Raw genomic sequence first — 22,098 nt, 5'->3', positions numbered from 1 at the left:
TCTTGGCGCGGCTCTTGCCGCTGGCCTTGTTGGCTTTACTGGCCTGTGCTGCGGCGCAGGCGCAGGGCGTGGTGACACCCGACTATGACGAGATCTGCGGGCTGGGGCGCCAATCCGAAACCGGATGCGCGGACATCCGGGCGCGCCGGATCGTAGACGCGGCGCAACCCCCGTGGAGCGCCATGGGGCGCGTGAACTTCGCCGGGCCGGATGCAAGGTTTCATTGTAGCGGTGTTCTGGTCGCCGAACGGCTGGTGCTGACGGCGGCGCATTGCCTGTACGATCAGGCGCGCAAGCGATGGGTTCCGCCGGGCGCGATGCAATTCGTGGCGGGGTACCAGCGGGGCGAGGCAACGGCGAATTCGCCCGTGCGCCGCTATCGGCTCGATCCGAAACAGGGGGTCGGCGGCAGGTTTCACCCTGATCCAGCGCTGGATTGGGCGGTGCTGGAACTGGCGCAGCCCTTGGGCCAGTCGATCAGGACGTTGCCGGTTTCCCTTGCTGGAAAATCCGGTTTCGTTGCGGGATACAGCGGATTGCGTCCGCATGTGCTGAGCGTGACGGGCGAGTGTCCGGTCCGCCCGGCGGCGGACGGGCTGCTGCGTGGACTCTGTCCGGTGATGCGCGGGGATTCCGGTGCGCCGCTGTTGTCCGGCCCGGACAAGCAGCCCGGCGTGGTGGCGATCCTGTCCCGCGTCACGCCAACACCCGAGGGCGTTTCGGCGCTGTTCCTGCCGGTGACGCTGTTTGACCTGACAGGGGAGTGAATGCCGCCGCGCGGAGCGGAGAGCGCTTGCCCGAGTGGCTATTCCGGCAAACCCGCCCGGCGCAGCCCTTCCAGCCAAAGCTCCCAATCGGCCTCGTGCCGCACCGGCACCATCGCGCGGACGCGGGTGACGGTCAGACCGGGCATCTTTTCCACCAGCCTGCCGACCGAGGATCGTGCCTCGTCCAGCCTGCCAAGCATGGCCAGTGCGGCGGCCTCCTGCCGCATCAGCGAGGCATATCCCGGTGTTTCCCGCAGGCCCGCCCGTGCATTGTTCAGGCAGGTCTCAAAATCCGCCGCGACATAGGCACCGATGCCGAAACCGCCCCGCCAAAAGGGCTTTAGCGGGTCACGCGGGCTGAGCGCGGCGGCCCGTTCATAGGCGGCTTTCGCCTCGGGGTATTGGCCGGAAACGCCGTAAAGCGCGGCACAGTTCCCGTATCCGACCGCAAGGTTGGGGTTGAGCCGGATCGCGCGCATGAGGTGGGTTTCCCCCTCTTCGAAGTCGCGGGCAAAGATACAAGCCATGCCCAGAATAGCATGCGCATTGGCGCTGTTGTCGTCTTGCTCCACTGCTTTGCGCGCCGCCGATTTTGCCGACTGGATCGCCGCCCCCGTGTCGGACCGCCAGACATGCAGCATGGCCATCAGATCGCAGAGCGCGATCCCGGCATGGGCTTCGCTCATGTTCGGATCGCTGGCGACGATCTGGCTCAGCAGGGCGCGCGCCTCTTCATTGTCAGGCTGCGAGAACTTGCCCAAATACCAGCGCGCGCGCAGCACCTTGTCCCACGAGGACAGGCTTTCGGGCCGGTTGCGGGCGCGTTTGAACTCGGCGTTCATGGTCTCGGGCGCCACCGCCTCGACAATGGCCTGGGTGATCTCGTCCTGCACCGCAAAAATGTCGTCGATCGAGCGGTCATAGCGGTTCGCCCAGAGGTGGGCACCGGTCTCGCCGTCGATCAGCTGGGCCGTGACGCGGGCCTTGTTGCCCGCCTTGCGCACGCTGCCTTCGAGCAGATAGCGCACGCCGAGATCCCGGCAGACCTGGTCGACGCGAACCGCCTTGCCCTTGTAGGTGAAGGTGGTGTTGCGCGCTATGACCTTGAATTCGCGAAAATGCGACAGGGCGGTGATGATGTCCTCGGCGATCCCGTCCGAGAAGTATTCCTGCTCGGGGTCGGCGGACATGTTGTCAAAGGCCAGTACGGCGATGCCCGGCCGGTCGAACCCTGGTTCGGCCAAGGCTATTGCGGGTTCCATGTTTGCCAACCAGCGCAGCACGCGGACAGGTTTTTCGATGTTCTTGAGCGGCTGCAACCCGGTATCGGCAAAGCGCGGGTCCAGCCTGCTGCCCAGGCTGTCGGCAACCGGGCCAGAAACGCAGATGCCGCCGGGTTCGGCCAGCGCCTCAAGGCGGGCGGCGATGTTGACACCGTCGCCGTAAAGGTCGCTCCCTTGTTGGATCACGTCGCCAAGGTTGATCCCGATCCGCAGTTTCAGCGTTGGGTCCGCGGCGAGACGTTCCTGCACCGCGATGGCGCAGGACACCGCATTGGCGACGCTGGCAAATTCGACCAGAGCGCCGTCGCCCATCAGCTTGACGATGCGGCCGCCGGTGCGCGCCACTTCCGGGTCGAACACTGTCTTGCGCATGTCGATCAGGCGGGCCAGCGTGCCCGCCTCGTCGCGGCCCATCATCGCGGAAAACCCGACGACATCGGCGGCAAGGATAGCGGTCAGGCGTCGGGTCATGGTGGCGGCTCTGTTGGAACGGGCAAGCCCATTCCAACAAAACGGCGGCGATTTTCCTAGGAAAATCTATGCCTCAGGTGCCATAGGCGCGGGCAGGGCCGGTCACCTCGGTCATTGCTGCCAGCAGGATATCGGCGATCACGTCCAGTTCCGCCCGGCTCAGCCGCACCGGCAGGCGCACGTCGCAGGCGCGCATCAGCATGGCGCGGGTCTGCGGCAGGTCCGGCACATCGCCCAGGAACTGCCAGTTCCAGAAGGCGCGGGCATTATCCTCGCCCAGGCCAAACACCTGCACCTTGACGCCGCGCCGCTCGGCGGCTGCGGCAAAGGCGCGGGTTTCCGCCTCGTCCAGCCCGATCAGGTTGAACTGGATCGAATCCGGGGCGCGCCGTTCCGGCGCCAGCGGGGCAGGGACGTCGATGAAGGGGGACGTGTTCAGGCGACCCGCCACATAGTCGTGATTGACCAGCCCGTCGCGCACCCGGCGTGCCAGTTCGGGGATTTGCGGTCGGATCACCGCCGCGCTCAGGTTCGACATGCGCAGATTGTAAAGCGGCAGCTTGTTCTGCCAGCGGGCAAAGGCCTCGGCCAGTTCCGGCGAGTTCTGCCCCTGCGGCCCCTTGTGTTTCTTCCAGTTATGCTCATACGCGCCCGACATGATCACCGCGCGCGCCACCAGATCGGCATCGTCGGTGACCAGGATGCCGCCTTCGCCCGCGTTGATCATCTTGTAGGACTGGAACGAGAAACAGCCGACCCGGCCGATGGTGCCGATATTGCGGCCATGCCAGGTGGTGCCGAGCGAATGCGCCGCGTCCTCGATCACCGGAATGCCGCGCGCGTCGCAGAGCGCCATGACCCTGTCCATGTCCGAGGTATGGCCGCGCATATGGCTGATGATCACCGCCTGCACGCCGTCCAGCCTGGCCTCGAAATCGGCCATGTCGATGCGATAGTTGGCGCCGACCTCGCACAGGACCGGCACGCAATCGGCATGCACGACCGACGAGGGCACGGCGGCAAAGGTGAAACCGGGGATCAGCACCCGCGCGTCGCGGGGCAGGCCAAGCGCCTTGAGCGACAGGAAGAGGGCGGCCGAACAGGAGGACACCGCCAGCGCGTATTTCGACCCCAGAAGTTCGGCGAACTCCGCCTCCAGCAACGCGACCGGCGCATCCTGTGGCGCGGTATAGCGAAACAGGTCGCCCGATTGCATCAGCGCGTCGATGGCTTCGCGCGCGGCGGCGGGAATGGGTTCGGCGTCGTGAACGTTGGGTGGCAGCGTCATATTTGAGATTCCTGAATTCAACCTTTCAAAATTCTAAATCAGTTGCGTAACAGAGCCAAGAAAATCCTGAACGGACATACAGAAATCCGCCGCGCGGTAAATGTGGGTTCCGCAAGTCGTGTTGGTCCGCAATGCGGACAAGCTGACTTTAGCGGCCTAAAGTTGTATGGTTGCCGCTGATCGATAATGACGGGAGGACGAAATGCGGATTTCAGCTATCCGGAGCCTTATTTTGTCGGTCGTGCTTGGATGTGCCGTGTTCATCGCCTCGGTAGTTCAATTGACCGCTCAATCCAGTGAACTCCAAGGCGATCCGCTTCGCGAACTCATGTTCCGGGGCATATGGGATGCCGAGCATGAAGAGTATGGCTATTGGAGTTGGGACAAGGACGGCACCGTTTGCCTGAGGATCGGGGACATGGCTGGAGATTGCGCGGACACCGGCGAGTGGAAAGTTACCGGAAACGTCGTCTGCTATGAACTCGGTTGGTGGGGTGAATCTGTCGGTGAGCGTGAAAATTGTTTCACTGTCCAAGACCTCGGAGATGGTCGCTACGAGACCCTATTCTACGGTGGCAACATGGTATCGCGCATGTTTGCGTTTGAAGTTTTGAGCTAGTCGGTTCGAAAAAATTTTATGCGGGCGTCTGATTTGGGTTCAAATCGGACAAACACGATGCGCGGACGCTGCAAAAAAAACGGGAAGGGCAAGCCCTTCCCGCATCACAGGGAGAACAATCTGTCGCTGATCAGACGTTCAGCAGCAGGTGTTCGCGTTCCCAAGGTGAAATCACCTGAAGGAACTCATTGTATTCGGCGCGTTTGACGATGCTGTAGACGCGGGCGAACTCCGGCCCGAGTACATCGTGCAGGTCCTTGGCCTCGTCGAACATGTCGAGCGCATCGCCCATCACCTGCGGGATATCGCCCTCGCCGTCATAGGCGTCGCCCCGGAACTGCTTGCGCGGGCGTTTCTCTTCCATCAGGCCGAGATAACCGCAGGCCAGCGAGACCGCGATGCCCAGGTATGGGTTACAGTCCATGCCCGCCAGCCGGTTCTCGATCCGGCGCGCGGATGGGCCGGACAGCGGCACGCGAATGCCGGTGGTGCGGTTGTCACGGCCCCATTCCAGGTTGATGGGGGCTGCGTGGTCCTTCACATAGCGGCGGTACGAGTTCACATAGGGCGCCATCACCGCCAGGCCCGAGGGCATGTAGTTCTGAAGACCCGCGATGAAGTGATAGAAGGCGTCGGTTTCGCCGCCCTGCGGACCCGAGAAGATGTTCTCGCCGGTTTCCATGTCCACGATCGAATGGTGGATATGCATGGCGCTGCCGGGTTCGTCCTCGATCGGCTTGGCCATGAAGGTGGCGAAACAATTGTGGCGCAGTGCCGCCTCGCGGATCAGCCGTTTGAAGTAGAACACTTCGTCGGCCAGCTTGACCGGGCTGCCGTGGCGCAGGTTGATTTCCAGCTGACCGGCGCCGCCTTCCTGGGTGATGCCGTCGATCTCGAATCCCTGCGCCTCGGCAAAGTCATAGATGTCGTCGATCACCGGGCCGAATTCGTCGACCGCAGTCATCGAATAGGCCTGCCGTGCCGCCGCCGGGCGCCCCGAGCGGCCCATCATCGGCTCGATCTCTTTGGCCGGGTCCAGGTTGCGGGCCACCAGATAGAATTCCATCTCGGGCGCCACGACCGGTTTCCAGCCCTGCGCGTGATAGAGCGAGACCACATGTTTCAGCACGTTGCGCGGGCTGAACGGGATCGGGTCGCCGTCGCGGTCATAGGCGTCATGGATCACCTGAAGCGTCCAGTCGCCGGTCCAGGGGGCGGCGGTGGCGGTCGAGTAATCGGGGCGCAGGATCATGTCGCGCTCGATAAAGCCCTCTTCGCCTGCGGCGTCGCCCCAGTCGCCGGTGATGGTCTGGTAAAAGATGCTGTCGGGCAGGTGGAAATAGTCCTGCCGCGCGAATTTGCTGGCGGGAACCGCCTTGCCACGGGCAATGCCGGGCAGGTCCGAGATGATGCATTCCACCTCGTCCAGGCGGCGGTTTTCCAGGTATGCCTTTGCGGCATCGGGGAGATTGTCAGTCCAGTCGGCCATGTTCAGGCCCTCGCTTTCTTGTAGAAGTCCACCATCTGTTGACCGATGGCGGGGCTGTCCAGTGCCGTGTCCAGCCGGCGGGTCGCATCGTCCAGCACCGTGTCCGGCACCACGCCGCGTCCGCGCGTGCGGATCAGCCCGTCGATAAAGGTATTGTCGTATTCAGGATGTGCCTGAATGGTCCAGATATTGTCGCCATAGGCGACCATCGCGTTCTGGCAGAACGCGTTGGAGCCCAGGACCCGGGCTCCTTCGGGAAGGGCCACCACCTGATCCTGATGCCAGGCGTTCACGGTAACGCTTTGGCCTCCAAGGTCGTATTTGGTGGGGCCGACGGCCCAGCCGCCCTTGAACTTCTCCACCTTGCCGCCCAGAGCCTGGGCAATGATCTGATGGCCGAAACACACGCCGATCAGGGGCTGGCCTTGGTCGCGGATCTCGCGGATCAGCGCTTCGAGCGGGGGGATCCAGGGGTGGTCTTCGTAAACCCCGTGGCGCGAGCCGGTGATCAGCCAGCCATCGGCCGCGTCGGCGCAGTCCGGGAACTGCCCGTCCACCACCGCATAGGTTGCGAATTCGAAATTCTGAGGGCCAAGCAAGTTCTTGAAAAACCTGTCATAATCTCCGGTTTCGCCGATTAGGGCGTCGGGAGCGTGGCCGGTCAGAAGGATGCCAATTTTCATGTATCACCAATTGTACGTTTTGCCGGATCGGGGCCCCGGCAGTGCCCGCCGCCTGATCGCGTCAGACCGTATCGAGATAGACTTCGATCTTTTCCTGCTCCGTCAACTCCTGAATGTAGCGGTACTCCTGCCGCTTGGTCATGACATAGTTGCGGATCAGTTCGGGGGCAAAGATCCGGGCGACTGCCGGATCAGTTTCAAATGCCGTGATCGCGGCGTCCCAACTGTCGGGGATCTGTGGCAGATCGGCGTTATAGGCGTTGCCCGATACGGCCGCAGGAGGCATCTGACCGTCTTCGATCCCGTTGATCGCGGCCCCAAGAACCGCCGCGACCATCAGATAGGGATTGACGTCGCCACCGGCAACCCGGTGTTCGATCCGGCGTGCAGCAGGGCTGCCCGAGGGGATACGAATAGCCGCCGTCCGGTTCTCGTAGGCCCAGCCGACCCCGGTCGGCGCATGGGCGTTGGGCACCAGCCTGGCATAGCTGTTGTCATGCGGTGCGAAGATCAAAGTGCTGCCGCTCATCGCGTCGAGACAGCCGCGCACGGCGTGCAGCAACGTATCGCTGCCGCGCTCGGTGCCGTCGTCGAAGACGTTGTTGCCGTCCTCGTCCAGAACCGAGAAATGCATGTGCATGCCCGAACCCGCGTAGTCTTCGTAAGGCTTGGCCATGAAGCTGGCGGCGAAGCCGTGCTTGCGGGCCAGACCTTTGACTAACATCTTGAAAAGCCACGCATCATCGGCGGCGCGCAGGGCGTCGTCCTGGTGCATCAGATTGATTTCGAACTGGCCTACGCCCGCCTCGGAGATGGCGGTATCGGCCGGGATGTCCATCACTTCGCACGCGTCGTAAAGCTCGGTGAAAAAGTGATCAAACTGGTCGAGCGCGCGCACCGACAGGATCTCGCCCGCCTTGCGCCGCTTACCCGAGCGCGGTGATTGCGGGATTTGCAGGTGACGGCCGCTGTCGTCGATCAGGAAAAACTCCAGCTCGACCGCAACGACCGGTTTCAGGCCGTGCGCCTTGTAGCGTTTGACCACCGTGCTCAGCGCATGGCGCGGGTCACCCTCGTAGGGGCGGCCGTCCTCGTGGAACATCCAGATCGGCAACAGGCCGGTGGGCGTGTCGAGCCAAGGCATTGGCATGAAACCGCGTTCCGTCGGCTGCAACACGCCGTCGCGGTCGCCCGAGGCCAGCACCAGGGGGCTGTCTTCGATATCCTCGCCCCAGATGTCGAGGTTCATCACCGACATGGGAAAGCGGGTGCCGCCCTCGATTGCCTTTTCGGCGAACCGGCCGGGCACGCGCTTGCCGCGCGGCTGACCATTCAGATCGGCGGCGGCCACACGAATTGTTCTTACCTGCGGGTTCTTCCGCAGCCAGTTCTTGGCTTGCATGGGACCTTCTCATGCGATGTCTGTTAGATTTGATCAAATTCCTACTACCAGTCCGGGGGGTCTGGCAAGCTCTATTTCCCGGCTCGTTGATTTGGCCGTGACTGACGGAGCGTCGGACACATCGAAATTGACCGTTTTGTACCGCCTTCCAGGGGGGAATTGACCGTTTTGTACCAGGATTTCAGCGGCTCAGAAGAGCCGTTCCGGGCGGTAGGGGGTAAGCAAAGGATCGCTGTCCTGTTCCACCACCTCGCGCGCGACAAGCTCGCCCACCAGCGGGCCGAGGGTGACGCCGCTGTGCATGGTGGCAAGGTAGAGCCCATCTTGGCCCGGCACCGATCCGATGGCGGGAAAGCCATCGGCGGGGACCGGGCGGGTGCCCAGGGCGGCCTGTTCCAGATGCAGATCCGTGACGCCCGGCAGGCGGCGGCGCAGACGGGTCATCAGCTCGTCGATCAGGCCGCTGGCAAAGTCGAGCGTCTCGGTGGCGATGCCGCCCGAGAAGATTTCGCCCAGGTAGAGGCGGCCGTCGCTGGCCTGGCGGAAATGAATGTCCGAGGACATGACGATGCGACTGATCACCGGGGCGACGGGCGCGGTGCGCAGAATCAGGCCGGGCCGGTTGCTCATCGGCAGGCCGGTCAGCGCGCCCGAGCCGATGCCCGCGGCGGCGACCACCAGATCAGCTGACATCGGGCCGAGGTCGGTTTCGACCCCGGTGACCCGGTCGCCGGTGCGGGTGAGCCCGGTCACCTCGCGCCCCAGGATCAGGCGGGCGCCATTAGCGGTTGCCCGGCGCAGCAGGGCGCGTGCCACCTTGTCGGGTTCGGCCGCCCCTTCGGAAGGGCACCAGATCGCCCGCTCGGGCGGGTTGGCGACATTGGGTTCCAGCCGGGCGAACGCGTCCGGGCCGATCAGCGAGACGTCGTAGCCCCAGCGCGCCATGGCGTCGAGATGGGTCTCGAACGCCTCGCCTTCGTCCTCCCACCAGATGCAGCCGTTCCAGGTGACCGCGTCCGAAAGGTCGAGCGTGTCGCAGAGCGCGCGAAAGCGCGCCACGGCGGCGAGACGGAAACGGAAGTAGCTGTCGCTTTCTGACGCGGCGGCGTTGATCCAGCCGAATGACATGCCCGAGGCCCCGGCACCGGGGCCCGAACGGTCGATCACGGTGACGCGCGCGCCGCGCGCGGCCAGTTGATCGGCAATGGAGGCGCCGACGATCCCGGCGCCGATCACCACGACATGCATGTGGGCTCCTCAGCGGGCGAGGTTGAGGCGGAAGCGCATCTTGGCGCGCCGTTCCGCCGGCAGGTGACGGTTGAGCCTGGTGTTGATCACCCCGAAGACACCCACCACGGTCAGTGTCAGCAGGATGAAGTAGAAGGCCAGGATCGGGTAGGGGATGAACGGGTTGAAGGTCTTGTCGGCGAAATAGCTGGCGTAATAGAGCGCATCGCCGCGCTGTTGCCAGGCCGGGAAGGCCGAGAAGAAGACCAGCGTTGTGGCGTGAAAGAGAAAGATCGCCTCGTTCGTGTAGGCGGGCCAGGCCAGCCGCATCATGGTGGGCCAGACGATGCGGCGGAAGCGGGGCCAGCCGCTCATGCCATAGGCATCGGCGGCCTCGACATCGCCCTTGGGGATCGTGCGCAGCGCGCCATAGAAGATCTCGGCCGAATAGGCGGCGGTATTCATGAACAGCACGATCAGCGCCCCGGCCCAGGCCGAGGTCAGCATGTCGAACATCGGATAGCTCTTCTTCAGCGACAGGAAGAAGAAATAGGCAAAGAAGAACTGGATGAAGAGGGGCGAGCCGCGGAAGATGAAGATGAACCATTCCGCCGGTTTGCGCGCCCAGGGGTTGGACGCGCTTTTGCCCAGCGCCAGGGTGACGGCCAGGAAATAGCCGGTGACCAGCGCCATCAGGCCGAAATAGATGTTCCAGATCATGCCCGAGCCGATCAGGGTGAACTGTTCGCAGAGCGTGAAGTCGGATTTCGGCAGGAGCCGTTCGCCGATACCGATCGAGCGCAGGCCATAGTCCTGGATGGTGTCGATGCAGGATTTCATGCCGCGGCCTCCTTGCGCAGGGCCTCGCCGCCGGTGGTGGCCTGGCCGTGGCTGAGGCGCAGGGTCAGTTTCTCCAGCAGGATTTCGGAGACGCGGGTGAAGCTGAGGTAGAAGACCAGCAGGAACAGGAAGTACCACATGCGCCAGTCCTCGTGCGGATAGTCGGTAAAGCGCGAGGTCTTGGTTCCGCCGATCTCGCGCGCCCAATAGACGATGTCCTCGATCCCCAGCAGGAACAGCAGCGGTGTTGCCTTGATCAGGATGAGCCAGAGGTTCGACAGGCCCGGCAGGGCATAGATCCACATCTGCGGGACGAGGATGCGCCAGAAGGTCTGCCGCCGGGACATGCCATAGGCGGCAGCGGTTTCCAGCTGGGCATGCGGCACGGCGCGCATGCCGCCGCGCAGCACGTTGGCGGCAAAGGCGCCGAACACGATGGCAAAGGTGATGACGGCGAGGAAGAAGGAATAGGCTTGGTGTATGGATTCCCGCGCTGTGCTGAGCGGCAGCTTGGCGGCGGGGCAGACGAGGAAGTCGTTGCCCTGGCGGATCGGCGCGTCCCAGTCGGGACACAGGACCTGGTGGCGGGTCCATTCAAAGGCCTGGTCGAGCGCGATCACGAAGAACAGGAAGAAGGCGATATCGGGGACGCCGCGCATGATCGCGATATAGCCCTCGCCCAGCCAGCGGACCGGGGCCAGGTGCGCCCGGGTGGCCATGGCGCCGCCAAAGCCCACCGCCAGCGCCACCGGCGCGGTGATGAAGAGGAGCAACAGCACCTTGATGAAGGACATGTAGAACGACAGGTGCACGCCGTTGGTCAGGTAGCAGGAGAACCAGCGGAAGGTGCCAAGCGTGTCGGGATCGGCGCAGTAGGAAAACATCGGAGAGCCTTTGCGGGGCGTGGCGCGGCAATGGCGGCGCGGGGGGCGTGGCGGCCTTCGTCGAAGGCCGCCACGCCCGTGTCACGATTATTCGTAGATGGCGGCGTTTTCGCCGAACCACTTCTTGATCATCGCGTTCAGCGTGCCGTCCTCTTTCATCGAGGTGATGGCCGCGTCGAACTTGCCGCGCAGCTCGCCGTCGCTTTCGCGCAGGCCCATGCCGACGCCGCCGCCCAGCGGCACGTCATCGCCCACGAACATCAGCTCGCCGCCCGATTCCTCGACCAGCGGCACCAGATAGTCCTTGTCGGCGAACACGGCATCGGCCTCGCCGTTGCGGACGGCGGCGATGGTTTCCTCGGGCGTTGCGAACTCGACCAGGGTGGCGCCGCTTTCGGCGATGTAACCGGCCTGGATGGTGGCGGTCTGGGCCGAGACGACGCCCGACAGGTCAGCGCCTTCGGAGGTGGCGACATAGGCCGAGGCGGTCGGCGGCAGGTAGTTCTGGGTGAAGTCGATCACCTCATCGCGCTCGTCGGTGATCGACATGCCGGCGATGATGGTGTCGTAGTTGCCCGACACTAGGTTCGGGATGATCGAATCCCAATCGTTCTTGACCCATTCGCAGGTCAGTTCGGCGCGCTTGCAGAGCTCGTCGCCCAGTTCGCGCTCGAAGCCGTCAACTTCGCCCTTGTCGTTGATGAAGTTGTACGGAGGGTAGGCGCCCTCGGTCCCCATGCGCACGGTCTGGGCCATGCCCATGCCCGCAGTCAGCGCCAGGGCGGCAGCGGTCAGAATCAGTTTTTTCATTGTGAGACACTCCCCTTAGAGTTTGGTGTTTTTGAGTTTATGCGGCCTGGGTGGCGGAAAGGAAGCCCCGCAGGCGTTCGGAACGGGCCGCGCCGAAAATATCTTCGGCAGAGCCTTCTTCCTCGATCAGCCCCTGGTGAAGGAAGACCACGTGGGACGAGATATCGGCGGCCATCTTCATGTCATGGGTGACGATGATCATGGTTCGGCCCTCGGCGGCGAGGTCCTTGATCACGCGGATCACCTCCTGCTCCAGCTCGGGGTCGAGTGCCGAGGTCGGTTCGTCGAACAAGAGCGCCTGCGGCTCCATGCACAGGCCGCGCGCGATGGCGGCACGCTGTTGCTGGCCGCCCGAAAGCTGTGCCGGGTAATTATCGCATTTGTCGCCGATGCCGACCTTGTCGAGATAGCGGCGGGCGCTGTCCTCGACCTCGCGCCGGTCGCGGCCCAGCACGTGCAGCGGCGCCTCCATCACGTTTTGCAGGATGGTCATATGGGCCCAGAGGTTGAACTGCTGGAACACCATGCTGAGGTTGGTGCGGATGCGCAGCACCTGCTTGGGGTCGGCGGGGCGCCGGTTGGAGCCCTGGCCGGTCCAGGCGACCGGTTCGCCGTTGAAGATAATCTCGCCCTGCTGGCTGTCTTCGAGCAGGTTGCAGCAGCGCAGCAACGTGGATTTCCCCGACCCCGACGATCCGATCAGCGACACCACGTCGCCGCGATGGGCGGTGATGTCGACGCCCTTGAGTACTTCGAGCTGGCCAAATGCCTTGTGAAGATCCTTGATCTGGATGACGGGGGGATTGTCTGTCACGTGGTGTCCCGGTGCTTTTGTTCTCTTTGTTAGGGCGTAACTAGGTCCGAATTTTTGGTATATTGCAACGTTCAAAACGACGGTTTGTATCAGATAACCTGACGAAATGATCAGTCGCGCGGGCGAAATGCCTCCGGTGCGGGCGGATTGGGGACCGCCAGATAGGCACCCGCGGGGATGTCCACCAGCCCCCTGAGGTGCAGGGTGGCCCGGTCGGCGGGCGCCAGATTCGCGATTGCGGCACGTACCGCGCGGGCGATTGCGGCGGCGTCGCGTCCGGGCGCGGTGATATAGGGCAGGGTCGGCGTGGGCGCGGTGCGGGCCACCTCGCGCAGCAGACCGCCCAGGTCGGTATGTTCCCGCAGCAGTTCCCAGGTCAGCGCGTCGAGTGCTGCGAGATCGGCGGACCCGTCCGCCACCGCCCGGGCCGACAGGGCGTGGGCGCCGGTCTGGTGCAGATGTCCGGGGCGCAGGCCAAGCGCCAGCAGGTGGTTGAGGGGCGCGGCCCAGCCAGATTGCGACAGCGCCTCGTTATAGGCGAAACTCCCCCCGGCCAGCGCCGCCAGATCGCGGTCATCCCCGGCACGCGCCACGAAGACCGAACAGTAATGCCCGGCCGGGCAGCCGGGCAGGCCGTAATCCGGGGTTCCCACCAGTTGCACGGTCCCGTGCAGGCGGGTGCGAAAGGGCATGCCGCAGGTCTGCGCCAGCACCAGCGTCGGGTCCTGCCAGATCTCCCAGACATCCCGGTCGCGGTCGAGCCGGTCCGGGCCGGTGCCCAGTTCGGTGCGAATCAGCGACCAGAACCGGTCGTTGGCGGCCTGGAGGGCGGGCATGTCATACATGCCGAGCATCGCGGTCATTGCTGCGCCGCCTTTTGCCGGGCGAGCGCCGAATCGCGGTCGTTGACACCCAGCAGGCTGGCCACCAGCCGCATCAGCGCATCCTCCTCGCCGCTGCGCTGGCCGTCGGCCAGCGCCACCGACCAGGCGGCCTCGACCACCGCGCGGCGGTCCTCGTAGGGGACCGCATCCTTGATGGCGCGGGTAAAGCGGACGGTATCGGGGGCCTCGGATTCGAGCGTTTCGGCGCGGCTGCGCAGGGCGGTGGCCTCGAACGGCGACAGGCCATAGCGCCGGGCGGTGATCCGGTCGATGCGGGCCACCTCGGCCGGGGCATAATCGTTGTCGGACCGGGCGATGCGGACCAGAAGCGCGGTCAGCGCCAGGCGGGCGTCGTCCTCGGTCAGGGGGTCGGGCTGCGGCTGGGACAGCCGGTTCAGGAAATCGCGAAACATGGTCAAGCTATAGGGCGGGAAGCGGGCCGCGCCAAGATCAGCCGTCGCGGCGGGCGAGAATCCGGGCGCGCGCCTGATCGCTGTCCTTGCGGCTGAGCCCCATGGCGATGCGCGCCTCCTCGACGATCTTGACCTCGCCTTCACGTTCCTCGTTGTCGGCCAGGACCACCTCCCACAGCGCGTCGAGCGCGGCCAGGCGTTCTTCGAGCCCGGTGGTCTCGCGGATCAGCCGACCGAACGTGTCGGTTTCGGGGGCTGCGGCATGCAGTTTCTCGCAGGTGGCGCGGACCTTGGCGGCCTCGATCGCGTTATGCTGGTAGAGGCGCGCCAGGATGCGGTCGATCAGGCTGATCTCTTCGACCTGATAGTCGCGGTCGGCCTTGGCCACGCGCACCAGCAGCGCGCCGAGCGCCAGTTCGGCGTCGGGATCGGGCAGTTGTGTGGGCGCGGGCGGGCGGAAAGCCTGGAACAACTTTTTAAGCATGGCGGGAATTTACCCCATATCTAGCGGGTCGCCAAGCGCGAACTACCCGTCATAGCCCTGGATGATCACCATATCGCCGGTCGAGACCGGATCGCGCAGCGCCTTGGCGGCCTGGTAGCCGGGGCTGTGGTAACAGGCGAGCGCGGCCTCGTAACTGGGAAACTCGATCACCACGGTGCGGGCGCGGCAATGGCCTTCGGTCTGTTCATAGGCGCCGCCGCGCACCAGGAAGCGGGCGCCATATTCGGCAAAGGGGGCGGCATTGGCGGCGATATAGGTCTTGTAGGTTTCGATGTCGTCCACATCCACATGGGCAACCCAGTATCCCTTGGTCATCTTTCGCTCCTTCATTGTGCGGTCAACCTGCCGGGGAACGCGCGGCTGTGCAATCCCGCTTGTGCGGTGCGGCGAATTCGGCAAAGTGGGACGAGATGCTGATATTCGACGGACATAACGACGTGCTCACCGAGCTGAGCCGGGTCGGCGGGCGGGCCGCGGCGCCGGGGTTCCTGACCGGGTTGCCCGGCCAGATGGACCTGCCGCGGGCGCAGGCGGGCGGCTTTGGCGGCGGGTTCTTTGCGCTTTGGTCGCGGTCGGACGGGCTGACCGATTTCAGCGGGCTTGGCGTCGAATATGACGTGCCGCTGCCCGATCCGGTGCCGGATACGCAGGCCTGGGAGATGATCCGGGCGCAGGCGGACACGCTGGTGGCGCTGGAGGAGCTGGGCGCGCTGCGCATCTGCACCAGCACCGCCCAGATCGCCCGCGCCCGGGCCGATGGCGTGGTCGCGGCGATCCTGCATCTGGAGGGGGCCGAGGGGATCGGGCCGGATTTCTACGAATTGGAAGAACTCTATGCGCTGGGCCTGCGCTCGCTCGGGCCGGTCTGGAGCCGGCCCAACGCCTTTGGCCACGGGGTGCCGTTCCGCTATCCTTCGGGCCCCGATATCGGCCCGGGGCTGACCGAACGGGGCCGGGCGCTGGTCACGCGCTGCGAGGAGTTGGGTGTTCTCGTCGATCTCAGCCACCTGAACCTGGCCGGGTTCCGGGATGTGGCAGCGATCTCGAAACGGCCGCTGGTGGCGACCCATTCCAACGCCCATGCCCTGGTGCCGCATGCCCGCAACCTGACCGATGAACAGCTGCGGATCATGGCCGAGAGCGGTGGGTTGGCGGGGCTGAACTATGAATCCACCTTCCTGCGGCCGGACGGGCGGCCGGATGACGATATCCCGCCTTCTTTTCTGCTGGCGCAGCTCGATCACCTGATCGACCAGCTGGGCGAGGAAGGCGTCGGACTGGGTTCGGATTTCGACGGCTGCACGCCGCCCAAATGGCTGAACACGGTCGACAAGCTGCCGGCGCTGGTCCAGGCGATGGAGCGGCACGGCTATCCGCCAGCCCTGATCGAGCGGCTCTGCTGGGGCAACTGGATGCGGGTGCTGTCGGAGGTCTGGCGCGAAACCCGGCCCTGACAACAAGGTGCGTCTGCGGCGCGCTCGCCTGTTTTCGCGCCTGCGGCGCGGGATGCGAGGCGCTGCCTCGCGCTCCGGAGTATTTCGAACCAGAAAGAAACAGGATTGCGCCCTGTACTTTCCTCTTGCTGAAAATATCCCGGGGGAGGCGCCGAAGGCGACGGGGGCAGAGCCCCCATCTTTCGCCTAAACCAGGCGCGAGCTTTCCTTGGCGGCGCGCACGAAATCGGCAAAGAGCGGATGCGGCGCGAAGGGTTTCGATTTCAGCTCGGGGTGATATTGCACTCCGATGAACCAGGGGTGATCGGTCCATTCCACGATTTCGGGCAGGCGACCGTCGGGCGACATGCCGGAGAACCGCAGCCCCGCCTTTTCCAGCTTGTCGCGGTACTTGATATCCACCTCGTAGCGGTGGCGGTGGCGTTCCTCGATGTTGCAAGCGCCATAGACCTCGGCCACTTTCGAACCTTCGGCCAGCACCGCGTCGTAAGCGCCGAGCCGCATGGTGCCGCCCTTGTCGTCGTCGACCTTGCGGCTGACCTTGTAGTTGCCCTGCACCCATTCCTTGAGGTGATAGACCACCGGCTCGAACCGTTTGGCGCCGGCCTCGTGGTCGAACTCCTCGGATCCGGCGCTGGCCATGCCCGCGACATTGCGCGCCGCCTCGATCACCGCCATCTGCATGCCGAGGCAGATGCCCAGATAGGGCACCTGGTGTTCGCGGGCATATTGCGCCGCCTTGATCTTGCCCTCGGTGCCGCGTTCGCCAAAGCCGCCAGGTACCAGGATGGCATGGAAGCCTTCGAGATAGGGCGCGGGGTCCTCGCGGTCGAAGATCTCGGCATCGACCCATTCGATCCTGACCTTGACCCGGTTGGCCATACCGCCATGGGTCAGCGCCTCGGCGATGGATTTATAGGCGTCTTCCAGCTGGGTGTACTTGCCGACGATGGCGACCTTGACCTCGCCCTCGGGGTTGTGGATGCGGTCGCTGACGTCTTCCCATTTCGTCAGATCCGGCTTGGGCGCCGGGCTGATCTGGAACGCGTCCAGCACCGCCTGATCGAGCCCCTCGGCGTGATAGGCCAGCGGCGCGTCGTAGATGGTCGAGAGATCCTGCGCGGCGATCACCGCTTCGGGGCGGACGTTGCAGAAAAGCGCCAGTTTCTCGCGTTCCTTCTGCGGAATCGGACCTTCGGAGCGGCAGACCAGGATATCGGGGGCGATACCGATCGAGCGCAGCTCCTTGACCGAGTGCTGGGTGGGCTTGGTTTTGAGTTCGCCGGACGCCTTGATATAGGGCAGCAGGGTCAGGTGCATGAAGATGCACTGGCCGCGCGGCTTGTCCTGGGAAAACTGGCGGATCGCTTCGAAGAAGGGCAGGCCCTCGATATCGCCGACGGTGCCGCCGATCTCGCAGAGCATGAAATCGACCTCGTCCTCGCCGATCGAGATGAAATCCTTGATCTCGTTGGTGACGTGGGGAATGACCTGGATGGTCTTGCCGAGGTAGTCGCCGCGGCGTTCCTTCTCCAGCACGTTGGAATAGATCCTGCCCGAGCTGACCGAGTCCGTCTTGCGCGCCGCCACCCCGGTGAAGCGTTCGTAATGGCCGAGGTCCAGATCGGTCTCGGCGCCGTCATCGGTGACAAAGACCTCGCCGTGTTCAAAGGGCGACATGGTGCCCGGATCGACGTTCAGATAGGGGTCGAGCTTGCGCAGGCGGACCGAGAAGCCGCGCGCTTGCAGCAGCGCGCCCAATGCGGCTGAGGCCAGACCCTTGCCAAGCGAAGAAACGACACCGCCGGTGATGAAGATGAAACGCGCCATGAGTGTTCGGCTGCCCCCGTGAGAAGTCATAATTCAGCTGCCCGGCGGTTTCGGAAAAACCGCAGCATCACGGGACTTCACGTATAAAGGATTCGCGCCAATTGCGCAAGAGAACCGCAAGATGCTGTTGCGGCTCTCACCAGGAATGCAAACTGTTGTAGATCAGTCGGCCTTGGGCACCAAGGGTGCGTTGTCGCCCGCACTGGGCGGCAACAGGTCGCTGCCTGCCGGAACGTTGGGCGTGGCCGGTTCGGATGCCGCGGGCGCGGGAACGCCCAGACGGTCGATGACCGAGGTGCCCGATGCCTTTTGCGCCGCGATCACGGTCAGGGTGATCGAGGTCACGATGAACGCGATGGCCAGAACCCATGTTACCTTGCTGAGCGCGGTTGCGGCCGCGCGGCCGGTCATAGCGCCGCCGCCGCCACCCATGCCCAGGCCGCCACCTTCGGACCGCTGCATCAGGACGACGGCGATCAGGCCCAGAGCCAGGAGAAGGTGAATGATGAGGACGACGTTTTCCATGGTGTTCCTGCGGCCGGTGGCGAGTATCGCGTGGTATCTATGCAAGTTTGCCCGCAGGGGCAAGCCGCGAGTTTGGATCACCTTTGGGAATGCCGCTCATCACGGTAAAGAGGCTGGACAGGGTCGGGGCGGCGCGGCAGTCTTTGCGCCATGCCACATGACCATCACGACCACCCGCATTCCCTTCTTCCTCCGGACCCGGCGCTGCGCGTCAAGGCGCTCGAGACGATCCTGACCCGCAAGGGGCTGATCGACCCCGCCGCGCTGGACGAGATCATCGACACCTATCAGAATCGCATCGGGCCGCAAAACGGGGCGCGTGTGGTGGCGCGCGCCTGGGCCGATCCGGCGTTCAAGGCGGCGCTGTTGGCCGATCCGATGCCGCTGTTGACCGAGTTGGGATATTACGGGCGGCAAGGCGAGCATATGGTGGTGGTCGAGAATACGCCCGAGACCCATAACATGGTCGTCTGTACCCTGTGCAGTTGCTATCCATGGCCTTTGCTTGGCATTCCGCCGGGCTGGTACAAATCCGATGCCTACCGCTCGCGCGCGGTGCGCGAGCCGCGCAAGGTGCTGGCCGAGTTCGGGGTGAGCCTGCCCGAGGGGACCGCCGTGCGGGTGTGGGATTCGACGGCCGAGATCCGCTATCTGGTGCTGCCGATGCGGCCCGAGGGGAGCGAGGGTCTGGACGAGGAGGCGCTGGCCGAACTGGTGACGCGCGACAGCATGATCGGCACCGGGCTGGCGCGGGTGCCCGCATGACGCGGGTGCATGACATGGGCGGGCGGTTCGGCGATGGTGCTATCGCGCCCGAAGCCGATGGTATCCCGCAGCTGGGCGACTGGCAGGCGCGGGCGCTGGCGCTGACCCTGGCGGCGGGGGCGCTGGGACAGTGGAACATCGACATCTCGCGCCATGCGCGCGAGCGGCTGTCCCCGGCGGACTATGGCCGCTTCAGCTATTTCGAGAAATGGATCGCGGCGCTGGCCGATCTGCTGGTCGAGACCGGGGTGCTGACCGAGGATGACCTGCGCGGAGGTGGCGCGGCAGGGGTTCACCCGCTGGCCGAACGCGCGATGAAGGCCGAGGCGGTGGCGGCTGTGCTGGCGCGCGGCGGTCCGGCGGATCGCCCGTCGAACGTGGCGGCGCGGTTCGAGGTGGGACAGATGGTGCGCACCCTGCGGCCTGCGGCGAACCGGCTGGTCGATGGCGGCCATACCCGGCTGCCCGCCTATGCGGCGGGCGCGCGCGGGCGGATCGTGCTGAAACACGGCAGCCATGTGTTGCCGGACAGCAATGCGCACCGGCTGGGCGAGGCCCCCGAGCCGCTTTATGCGGTGGCCTTTCCTGCTTCGGAGCTGTGGGCCGATCCGGAGGCGCCGGGGGATGAGGTGGTGCTGGATCTCTGGCAAAGTTACCTGGAGCCAGCATGAGTGAGTGCCCCGATATCGCGGCCCCCGAGCCGGTCTTTGCCGAGCCCTGGCATGCGCAGGTCTTTGCCCTGACGGTGCATCTGAACGAGGCGGGGCGGTTCACCTGGGCCGAGTGGGTGGACCGGTTCTCGGCCACGCTGGCGCGACATGGAGTGTCGCGCGACCTGGACGGAGGCGAGGATTACTTCAACGCCTGGCTGGAGACGCTGGAGACGCTCTTGAGCGAGGCGGGCGAGGCCGTGCCCGAGGAGCGCGCGCGGATGCGCGCCGCCTGGGAGCGTGCCTATCTGTCGACGCCGCATGGCCAGCCGGTGCGGCTGGCCGAGTGATCAGCCCTTGTCGTCGGGGTCGGCCTGACCGACCCCGCGAAACACGGCCTTGAACGGCAGCGCCCAGAGGATGCCGAGGCCCACGAACACCGCCAGTTCGACCAGCATCGGCAACCCGTCGAACCGGGCGCGCAGCCAGTCGGTCAGGGTCACCGCCACCACCACGTAGAGCGGCAGCCCCACGAGCAGAATCACCAGCGCCCAGCGGCGGCGGGCCTTGTAGCTCAGCGCCATCAGTCGGCGAACGGGTCGGTCACCAGGATGGTGTCCTCCCGCTCCGGGCTGGTCGAGACCATGGCGACCGGGCAGTCGATCAGTTCCTCGACGCGGCGGACGTATTTGATCGCGTTTGCGGGCAGGTCGGCCCAGCTGCGGGCGCCTTCGGTGGATTCGGACCAGCCGGGCATTTCCTCGTAGATCGGCGTGCAGCGCGCCTGTTGGTCGGCGGCGGTGGGCAGGTAGTCGAGCCGGGTGCCGTCCAGATCGTAGCCGACGCAGATTCTCAGCGTCTCGAACCCGTCGAGCACGTCAAGCTTGGTCAGGGCGATGCCGTTGATGCCGCTGGTGGCGCAGGTCTGGCGCAGCAGCGCGGCATCGAACCAGCCGCAGCGCCGCTTGCGCCCGGTGGTGGTGCCGAATTCATGGCCACGTGTGCCCAGCCGCTCGCCATCGGCGTCATGCAGTTCGGTCGGGAAGGGGCCTTCGCCCACGCGGGTGGTATAGGCCTTGACGATGCCCAGAACGTAGTTGATCGCGCCGGGGCCGATGCCGACACCGGTTGCGGCCTGTCCCGCGATCACGTTCGAGGAGGTGACAAAGGGATAGGTGCCGAAATCGATATCGAGAAGCGCGCCCTGGGCGCCTTCGAACAGGATCCGTTTGCCCGCCTTGCGCTTTTCGTTCAGCACCTTCCAGACCGGGGCGGCAAAGGGCAGGATCTGCGGTGCGATCTCGCGCAGCGCGGCCAGTAGCGCGTCGCGGTCGATCGGGTCCAGACCCAGACCCGAGCGCAGCGCATTGTGATGCACCAGAGCCCGGTCGACGCGCAGTTCCAGCGTTGCCGCGTCGGCCAGATCGGCGACGCGGATGACGCGGCGGCCGACCTTGTCCTCGTAAGCGGGGCCGATACCGCGCCCGGTGGTGCCGATCTTGGCCACCGAGTTCTGGCTTTCGCGGGCGCGGTCAAGCTCGCCGTGGAAGGGCAGGATCAGCGGCGTGTTCTCGGCGATCATCAGGGTTTCGGGGGTGATCTCGATGCCCTGTTCGCGGATGGTTGCGATTTCCTTGACCAGATGCCAGGGATCCAGCACCACGCCGTTGCCGATCACCGAAAGCTTGCCACCGCGCACCACGCCCGAGGGCAGCGCGTGCAGCTTGTAGACCTGGCCGTCGATCACCAGCGTATGGCCGGCGTTATGGCCGCCCTGAAAGCGCGCGATCACATCGGCGCGCTCGCTGAGCCAGTCCACGATCTTGCCCTTTCCCTCGTCGCCCCACTGGGCGCCGACAACGACGACATTGGCCATATTTGGTCCTTTGCTGGTGTTACAAACCCGCGCCCATATACCGGTGCGCGCGCGGCAGGGAAACCGCATTTTCGACGCATGTGATCTGAATCACTGGACAGATTCGCGCATTTGAGCGATTCTTTGCGGCAAAAAAGAAGAAGGCGGTATGGACATATGGGCGTTTTGCTGAGGTGGTTGTTTGCCTTCGCGTTGCTGGCTCTGACCTACAACCCGACGGAACTCAACTTCGTGCATTGGACTTACGAGCATTATCAGACCCATCTTTCGGTGGCCGTGTTCATGGGGCTGGTGCTTGCAATTGGCTATATCATCTATATCCGCGCCACGCTACGGTCGATCGGGCCGTTCGGCATGGCGCTGGTGCTGTCGCTGGTGGCGTCACTGCTATGGGTGCTGTTCGATTTCGGCCTGCTGCACCTGGACAACAACACCGCAAATGTCTGGCTGGGCATTCTGGCGCTGTCCATCGTGCTGGGTGTCGGCCTGAACTGGAGCCATGTGCGTCGGGCGCTGGCGGGGCAGGCGGATGTGGATGACGTCGACGAATAGGGGTGTTGCTCTGGCGTTCCCGCAAAGGTGAGGCACACATCCTGGAGTTTATGCAATAAGAAACGGC

Annotated in this window: 25 protein-coding genes; 7 read left to right on the top strand and 18 right to left on the bottom strand. The window is 64.7% G+C overall.

Annotated elements, in window-relative coordinates:
* Nucleotides 1-2 precede the first annotated feature (2 nt).
* Nucleotides 3-767, top strand: a complete 765-nt coding sequence (locus OE747_RS02355; protein WP_263826996.1) for a trypsin-like serine peptidase — start codon at nt 3-5, stop codon at nt 765-767.
* Nucleotides 768-805: 38 nt separating this feature from the next.
* Here the strand turns inward: OE747_RS02355 and OE747_RS02350 are convergent, their stop codons facing one another.
* Nucleotides 806-2,521, bottom strand: coding sequence for an adenylate/guanylate cyclase domain-containing protein (locus OE747_RS02350; RefSeq protein ID WP_263826995.1), 1,716 nt, complete (start codon nt 2,519-2,521; stop codon nt 806-808).
* 73 nt (nt 2,522-2,594) lie between these two features.
* A complete protein-coding gene (locus OE747_RS02345) occupies nt 2,595-3,809 on the bottom strand; it encodes a DegT/DnrJ/EryC1/StrS family aminotransferase (protein ID WP_263826994.1) in 1,215 nt (404 codons plus the stop codon).
* A 202-nt stretch (nt 3,810-4,011) separates the two neighbouring features.
* Here OE747_RS02345 and OE747_RS02340 point away from each other — a divergent pair, with 202 nt between their 5' ends.
* Nucleotides 4,012-4,428, top strand: a complete 417-nt coding sequence (locus tag OE747_RS02340; protein WP_263826993.1) for a hypothetical protein — start codon at nt 4,012-4,014, stop codon at nt 4,426-4,428.
* A gap of 130 nt (nt 4,429-4,558) precedes the next feature.
* Here the strand turns inward: OE747_RS02340 and OE747_RS02335 are convergent, their stop codons facing one another.
* From OE747_RS02335 to OE747_RS02280, 12 genes are all read right to left on the bottom strand, one after another.
* Nucleotides 4,559-5,917 carry a glutamine synthetase family protein gene (locus tag OE747_RS02335; protein WP_263826992.1) on the bottom strand — a complete coding sequence of 453 codons (1,359 nt, stop codon included), beginning with the start codon at nt 5,915-5,917 and terminating at the stop codon, nt 4,559-4,561.
* A 2-nt stretch (nt 5,918-5,919) separates the two neighbouring features.
* Nucleotides 5,920-6,600 carry a type 1 glutamine amidotransferase gene (locus tag OE747_RS02330; RefSeq protein ID WP_263826991.1) on the bottom strand — a complete coding sequence of 227 codons (681 nt, stop codon included), beginning with the start codon at nt 6,598-6,600 and terminating at the stop codon, nt 5,920-5,922.
* A gap of 61 nt (nt 6,601-6,661) precedes the next feature.
* Complete coding sequence (locus tag OE747_RS02325) at nt 6,662-8,002, bottom strand: glutamine synthetase family protein (protein ID WP_263826990.1); 1,341 nt, start codon at nt 8,000-8,002, stop codon at nt 6,662-6,664.
* A gap of 189 nt (nt 8,003-8,191) precedes the next feature.
* A complete protein-coding gene (locus OE747_RS02320) occupies nt 8,192-9,250 on the bottom strand; it encodes an NAD(P)/FAD-dependent oxidoreductase (protein ID WP_263826989.1) in 1,059 nt (352 codons plus the stop codon).
* A gap of 9 nt (nt 9,251-9,259) precedes the next feature.
* Nucleotides 9,260-10,069, bottom strand: a complete 810-nt coding sequence (locus tag OE747_RS02315) for an ABC transporter permease (RefSeq protein ID WP_263826988.1) — start codon at nt 10,067-10,069, stop codon at nt 9,260-9,262.
* Nucleotides 10,066-10,953, bottom strand: a complete 888-nt coding sequence (locus OE747_RS02310) for an ABC transporter permease (RefSeq protein WP_263826987.1) — start codon at nt 10,951-10,953, stop codon at nt 10,066-10,068. The genes OE747_RS02315 and OE747_RS02310 overlap by 4 nt, the downstream gene beginning before the upstream one ends.
* An 87-nt stretch (nt 10,954-11,040) precedes the next feature.
* Nucleotides 11,041-11,763: a transporter substrate-binding domain-containing protein gene (locus OE747_RS02305; protein ID WP_164132416.1), complete on the bottom strand. Its 723-nt coding sequence runs from the start codon at nt 11,761-11,763 to the stop codon at nt 11,041-11,043.
* A gap of 37 nt (nt 11,764-11,800) precedes the next feature.
* Nucleotides 11,801-12,577, bottom strand: coding sequence for an ABC transporter ATP-binding protein (locus OE747_RS02300; RefSeq protein ID WP_263826986.1), 777 nt, complete (start codon nt 12,575-12,577; stop codon nt 11,801-11,803).
* Between the two features lie 110 nt (nt 12,578-12,687).
* Nucleotides 12,688-13,440 carry a phosphate/phosphite/phosphonate ABC transporter substrate-binding protein gene (locus tag OE747_RS02295; protein ID WP_263826985.1) on the bottom strand — a complete coding sequence of 251 codons (753 nt, stop codon included), beginning with the start codon at nt 13,438-13,440 and terminating at the stop codon, nt 12,688-12,690.
* Complete coding sequence (locus OE747_RS02290; RefSeq protein ID WP_263827089.1) at nt 13,437-13,874, bottom strand: tellurite resistance TerB family protein; 438 nt, start codon at nt 13,872-13,874, stop codon at nt 13,437-13,439. The genes OE747_RS02295 and OE747_RS02290 overlap by 4 nt, the downstream gene beginning before the upstream one ends.
* A 37-nt stretch (nt 13,875-13,911) precedes the next feature.
* Nucleotides 13,912-14,358, bottom strand: a complete 447-nt coding sequence (locus OE747_RS02285) for a tellurite resistance TerB family protein (RefSeq protein WP_263826984.1) — start codon at nt 14,356-14,358, stop codon at nt 13,912-13,914.
* 42 nt (nt 14,359-14,400) lie between these two features.
* Nucleotides 14,401-14,694, bottom strand: a complete 294-nt coding sequence (locus OE747_RS02280; protein WP_263826983.1) for a DUF1330 domain-containing protein — start codon at nt 14,692-14,694, stop codon at nt 14,401-14,403.
* A gap of 95 nt (nt 14,695-14,789) precedes the next feature.
* Here OE747_RS02280 and OE747_RS02275 point away from each other — a divergent pair, with 95 nt between their 5' ends.
* Nucleotides 14,790-15,833: a dipeptidase gene (locus tag OE747_RS02275; protein WP_263826982.1), complete on the top strand. Its 1,044-nt coding sequence runs from the start codon at nt 14,790-14,792 to the stop codon at nt 15,831-15,833.
* A 186-nt stretch (nt 15,834-16,019) separates the two neighbouring features.
* Here the strand turns inward: OE747_RS02275 and OE747_RS02270 are convergent, their stop codons facing one another.
* Both OE747_RS02270 and secG read right to left on the bottom strand, forming a co-directional pair.
* Nucleotides 16,020-17,663: a CTP synthase gene (locus tag OE747_RS02270; protein ID WP_164132409.1), complete on the bottom strand. Its 1,644-nt coding sequence runs from the start codon at nt 17,661-17,663 to the stop codon at nt 16,020-16,022.
* A 162-nt stretch (nt 17,664-17,825) separates the two neighbouring features.
* Nucleotides 17,826-18,188, bottom strand: a complete 363-nt coding sequence (secG, locus tag OE747_RS02265; protein WP_263826981.1) for a preprotein translocase subunit SecG — start codon at nt 18,186-18,188, stop codon at nt 17,826-17,828.
* A 150-nt stretch (nt 18,189-18,338) separates the two neighbouring features.
* On the opposite strand from secG, the gene nthA reads away from it, so the two are divergent.
* Genes nthA through OE747_RS02250 form a run of 3 tightly spaced genes read left to right on the top strand, consistent with a single transcriptional unit; the run spans nt 18,339 to nt 19,953 of the window.
* Nucleotides 18,339-18,953, top strand: coding sequence for a nitrile hydratase subunit alpha (gene nthA, locus OE747_RS02260; protein WP_263826980.1), 615 nt, complete (start codon nt 18,339-18,341; stop codon nt 18,951-18,953).
* Nucleotides 18,950-19,624, top strand: coding sequence for a nitrile hydratase subunit beta (nthB, locus tag OE747_RS02255; protein WP_263826979.1), 675 nt, complete (start codon nt 18,950-18,952; stop codon nt 19,622-19,624). Before nthA ends, nthB begins: the two co-directional genes overlap by 4 nt.
* Entirely contained in the window at nt 19,621-19,953 is a 333-nt protein-coding gene (locus OE747_RS02250; protein WP_263826978.1) for a nitrile hydratase accessory protein, read from the top strand. Before nthB ends, OE747_RS02250 begins: the two co-directional genes overlap by 4 nt.
* Here OE747_RS02250 and OE747_RS02245 read toward each other — a convergent pair whose 3' ends face one another.
* Complete coding sequence (locus tag OE747_RS02245) at nt 19,954-20,187, bottom strand: DUF2842 domain-containing protein (protein WP_164132404.1); 234 nt, start codon at nt 20,185-20,187, stop codon at nt 19,954-19,956.
* Nucleotides 20,187-21,479, bottom strand: a complete 1,293-nt coding sequence (locus OE747_RS02240) for an adenylosuccinate synthase (protein ID WP_263826977.1) — start codon at nt 21,477-21,479, stop codon at nt 20,187-20,189. Before OE747_RS02240 ends, OE747_RS02245 begins: the two co-directional genes overlap by 1 nt.
* 156 nt (nt 21,480-21,635) lie before the next feature.
* Here OE747_RS02240 and OE747_RS02235 point away from each other — a divergent pair, with 156 nt between their 5' ends.
* Nucleotides 21,636-22,031, top strand: coding sequence for a DUF6524 family protein (locus tag OE747_RS02235; RefSeq protein ID WP_263826976.1), 396 nt, complete (start codon nt 21,636-21,638; stop codon nt 22,029-22,031).
* Nucleotides 22,032-22,098: the final 67 nt, after the last annotated feature.

The sequence above is a fragment of the Ruegeria aquimaris genome, assembly GCF_025751555.1.
GTDB classification, from domain to species: Bacteria; Pseudomonadota; Alphaproteobacteria; order Rhodobacterales; family Rhodobacteraceae; genus Ruegeria_B; species Ruegeria_B aquimaris.
The sequence above is the reverse complement of the archived record's forward strand: the minus strand, read 5'-3'. Positions and strand labels throughout refer to the sequence as shown.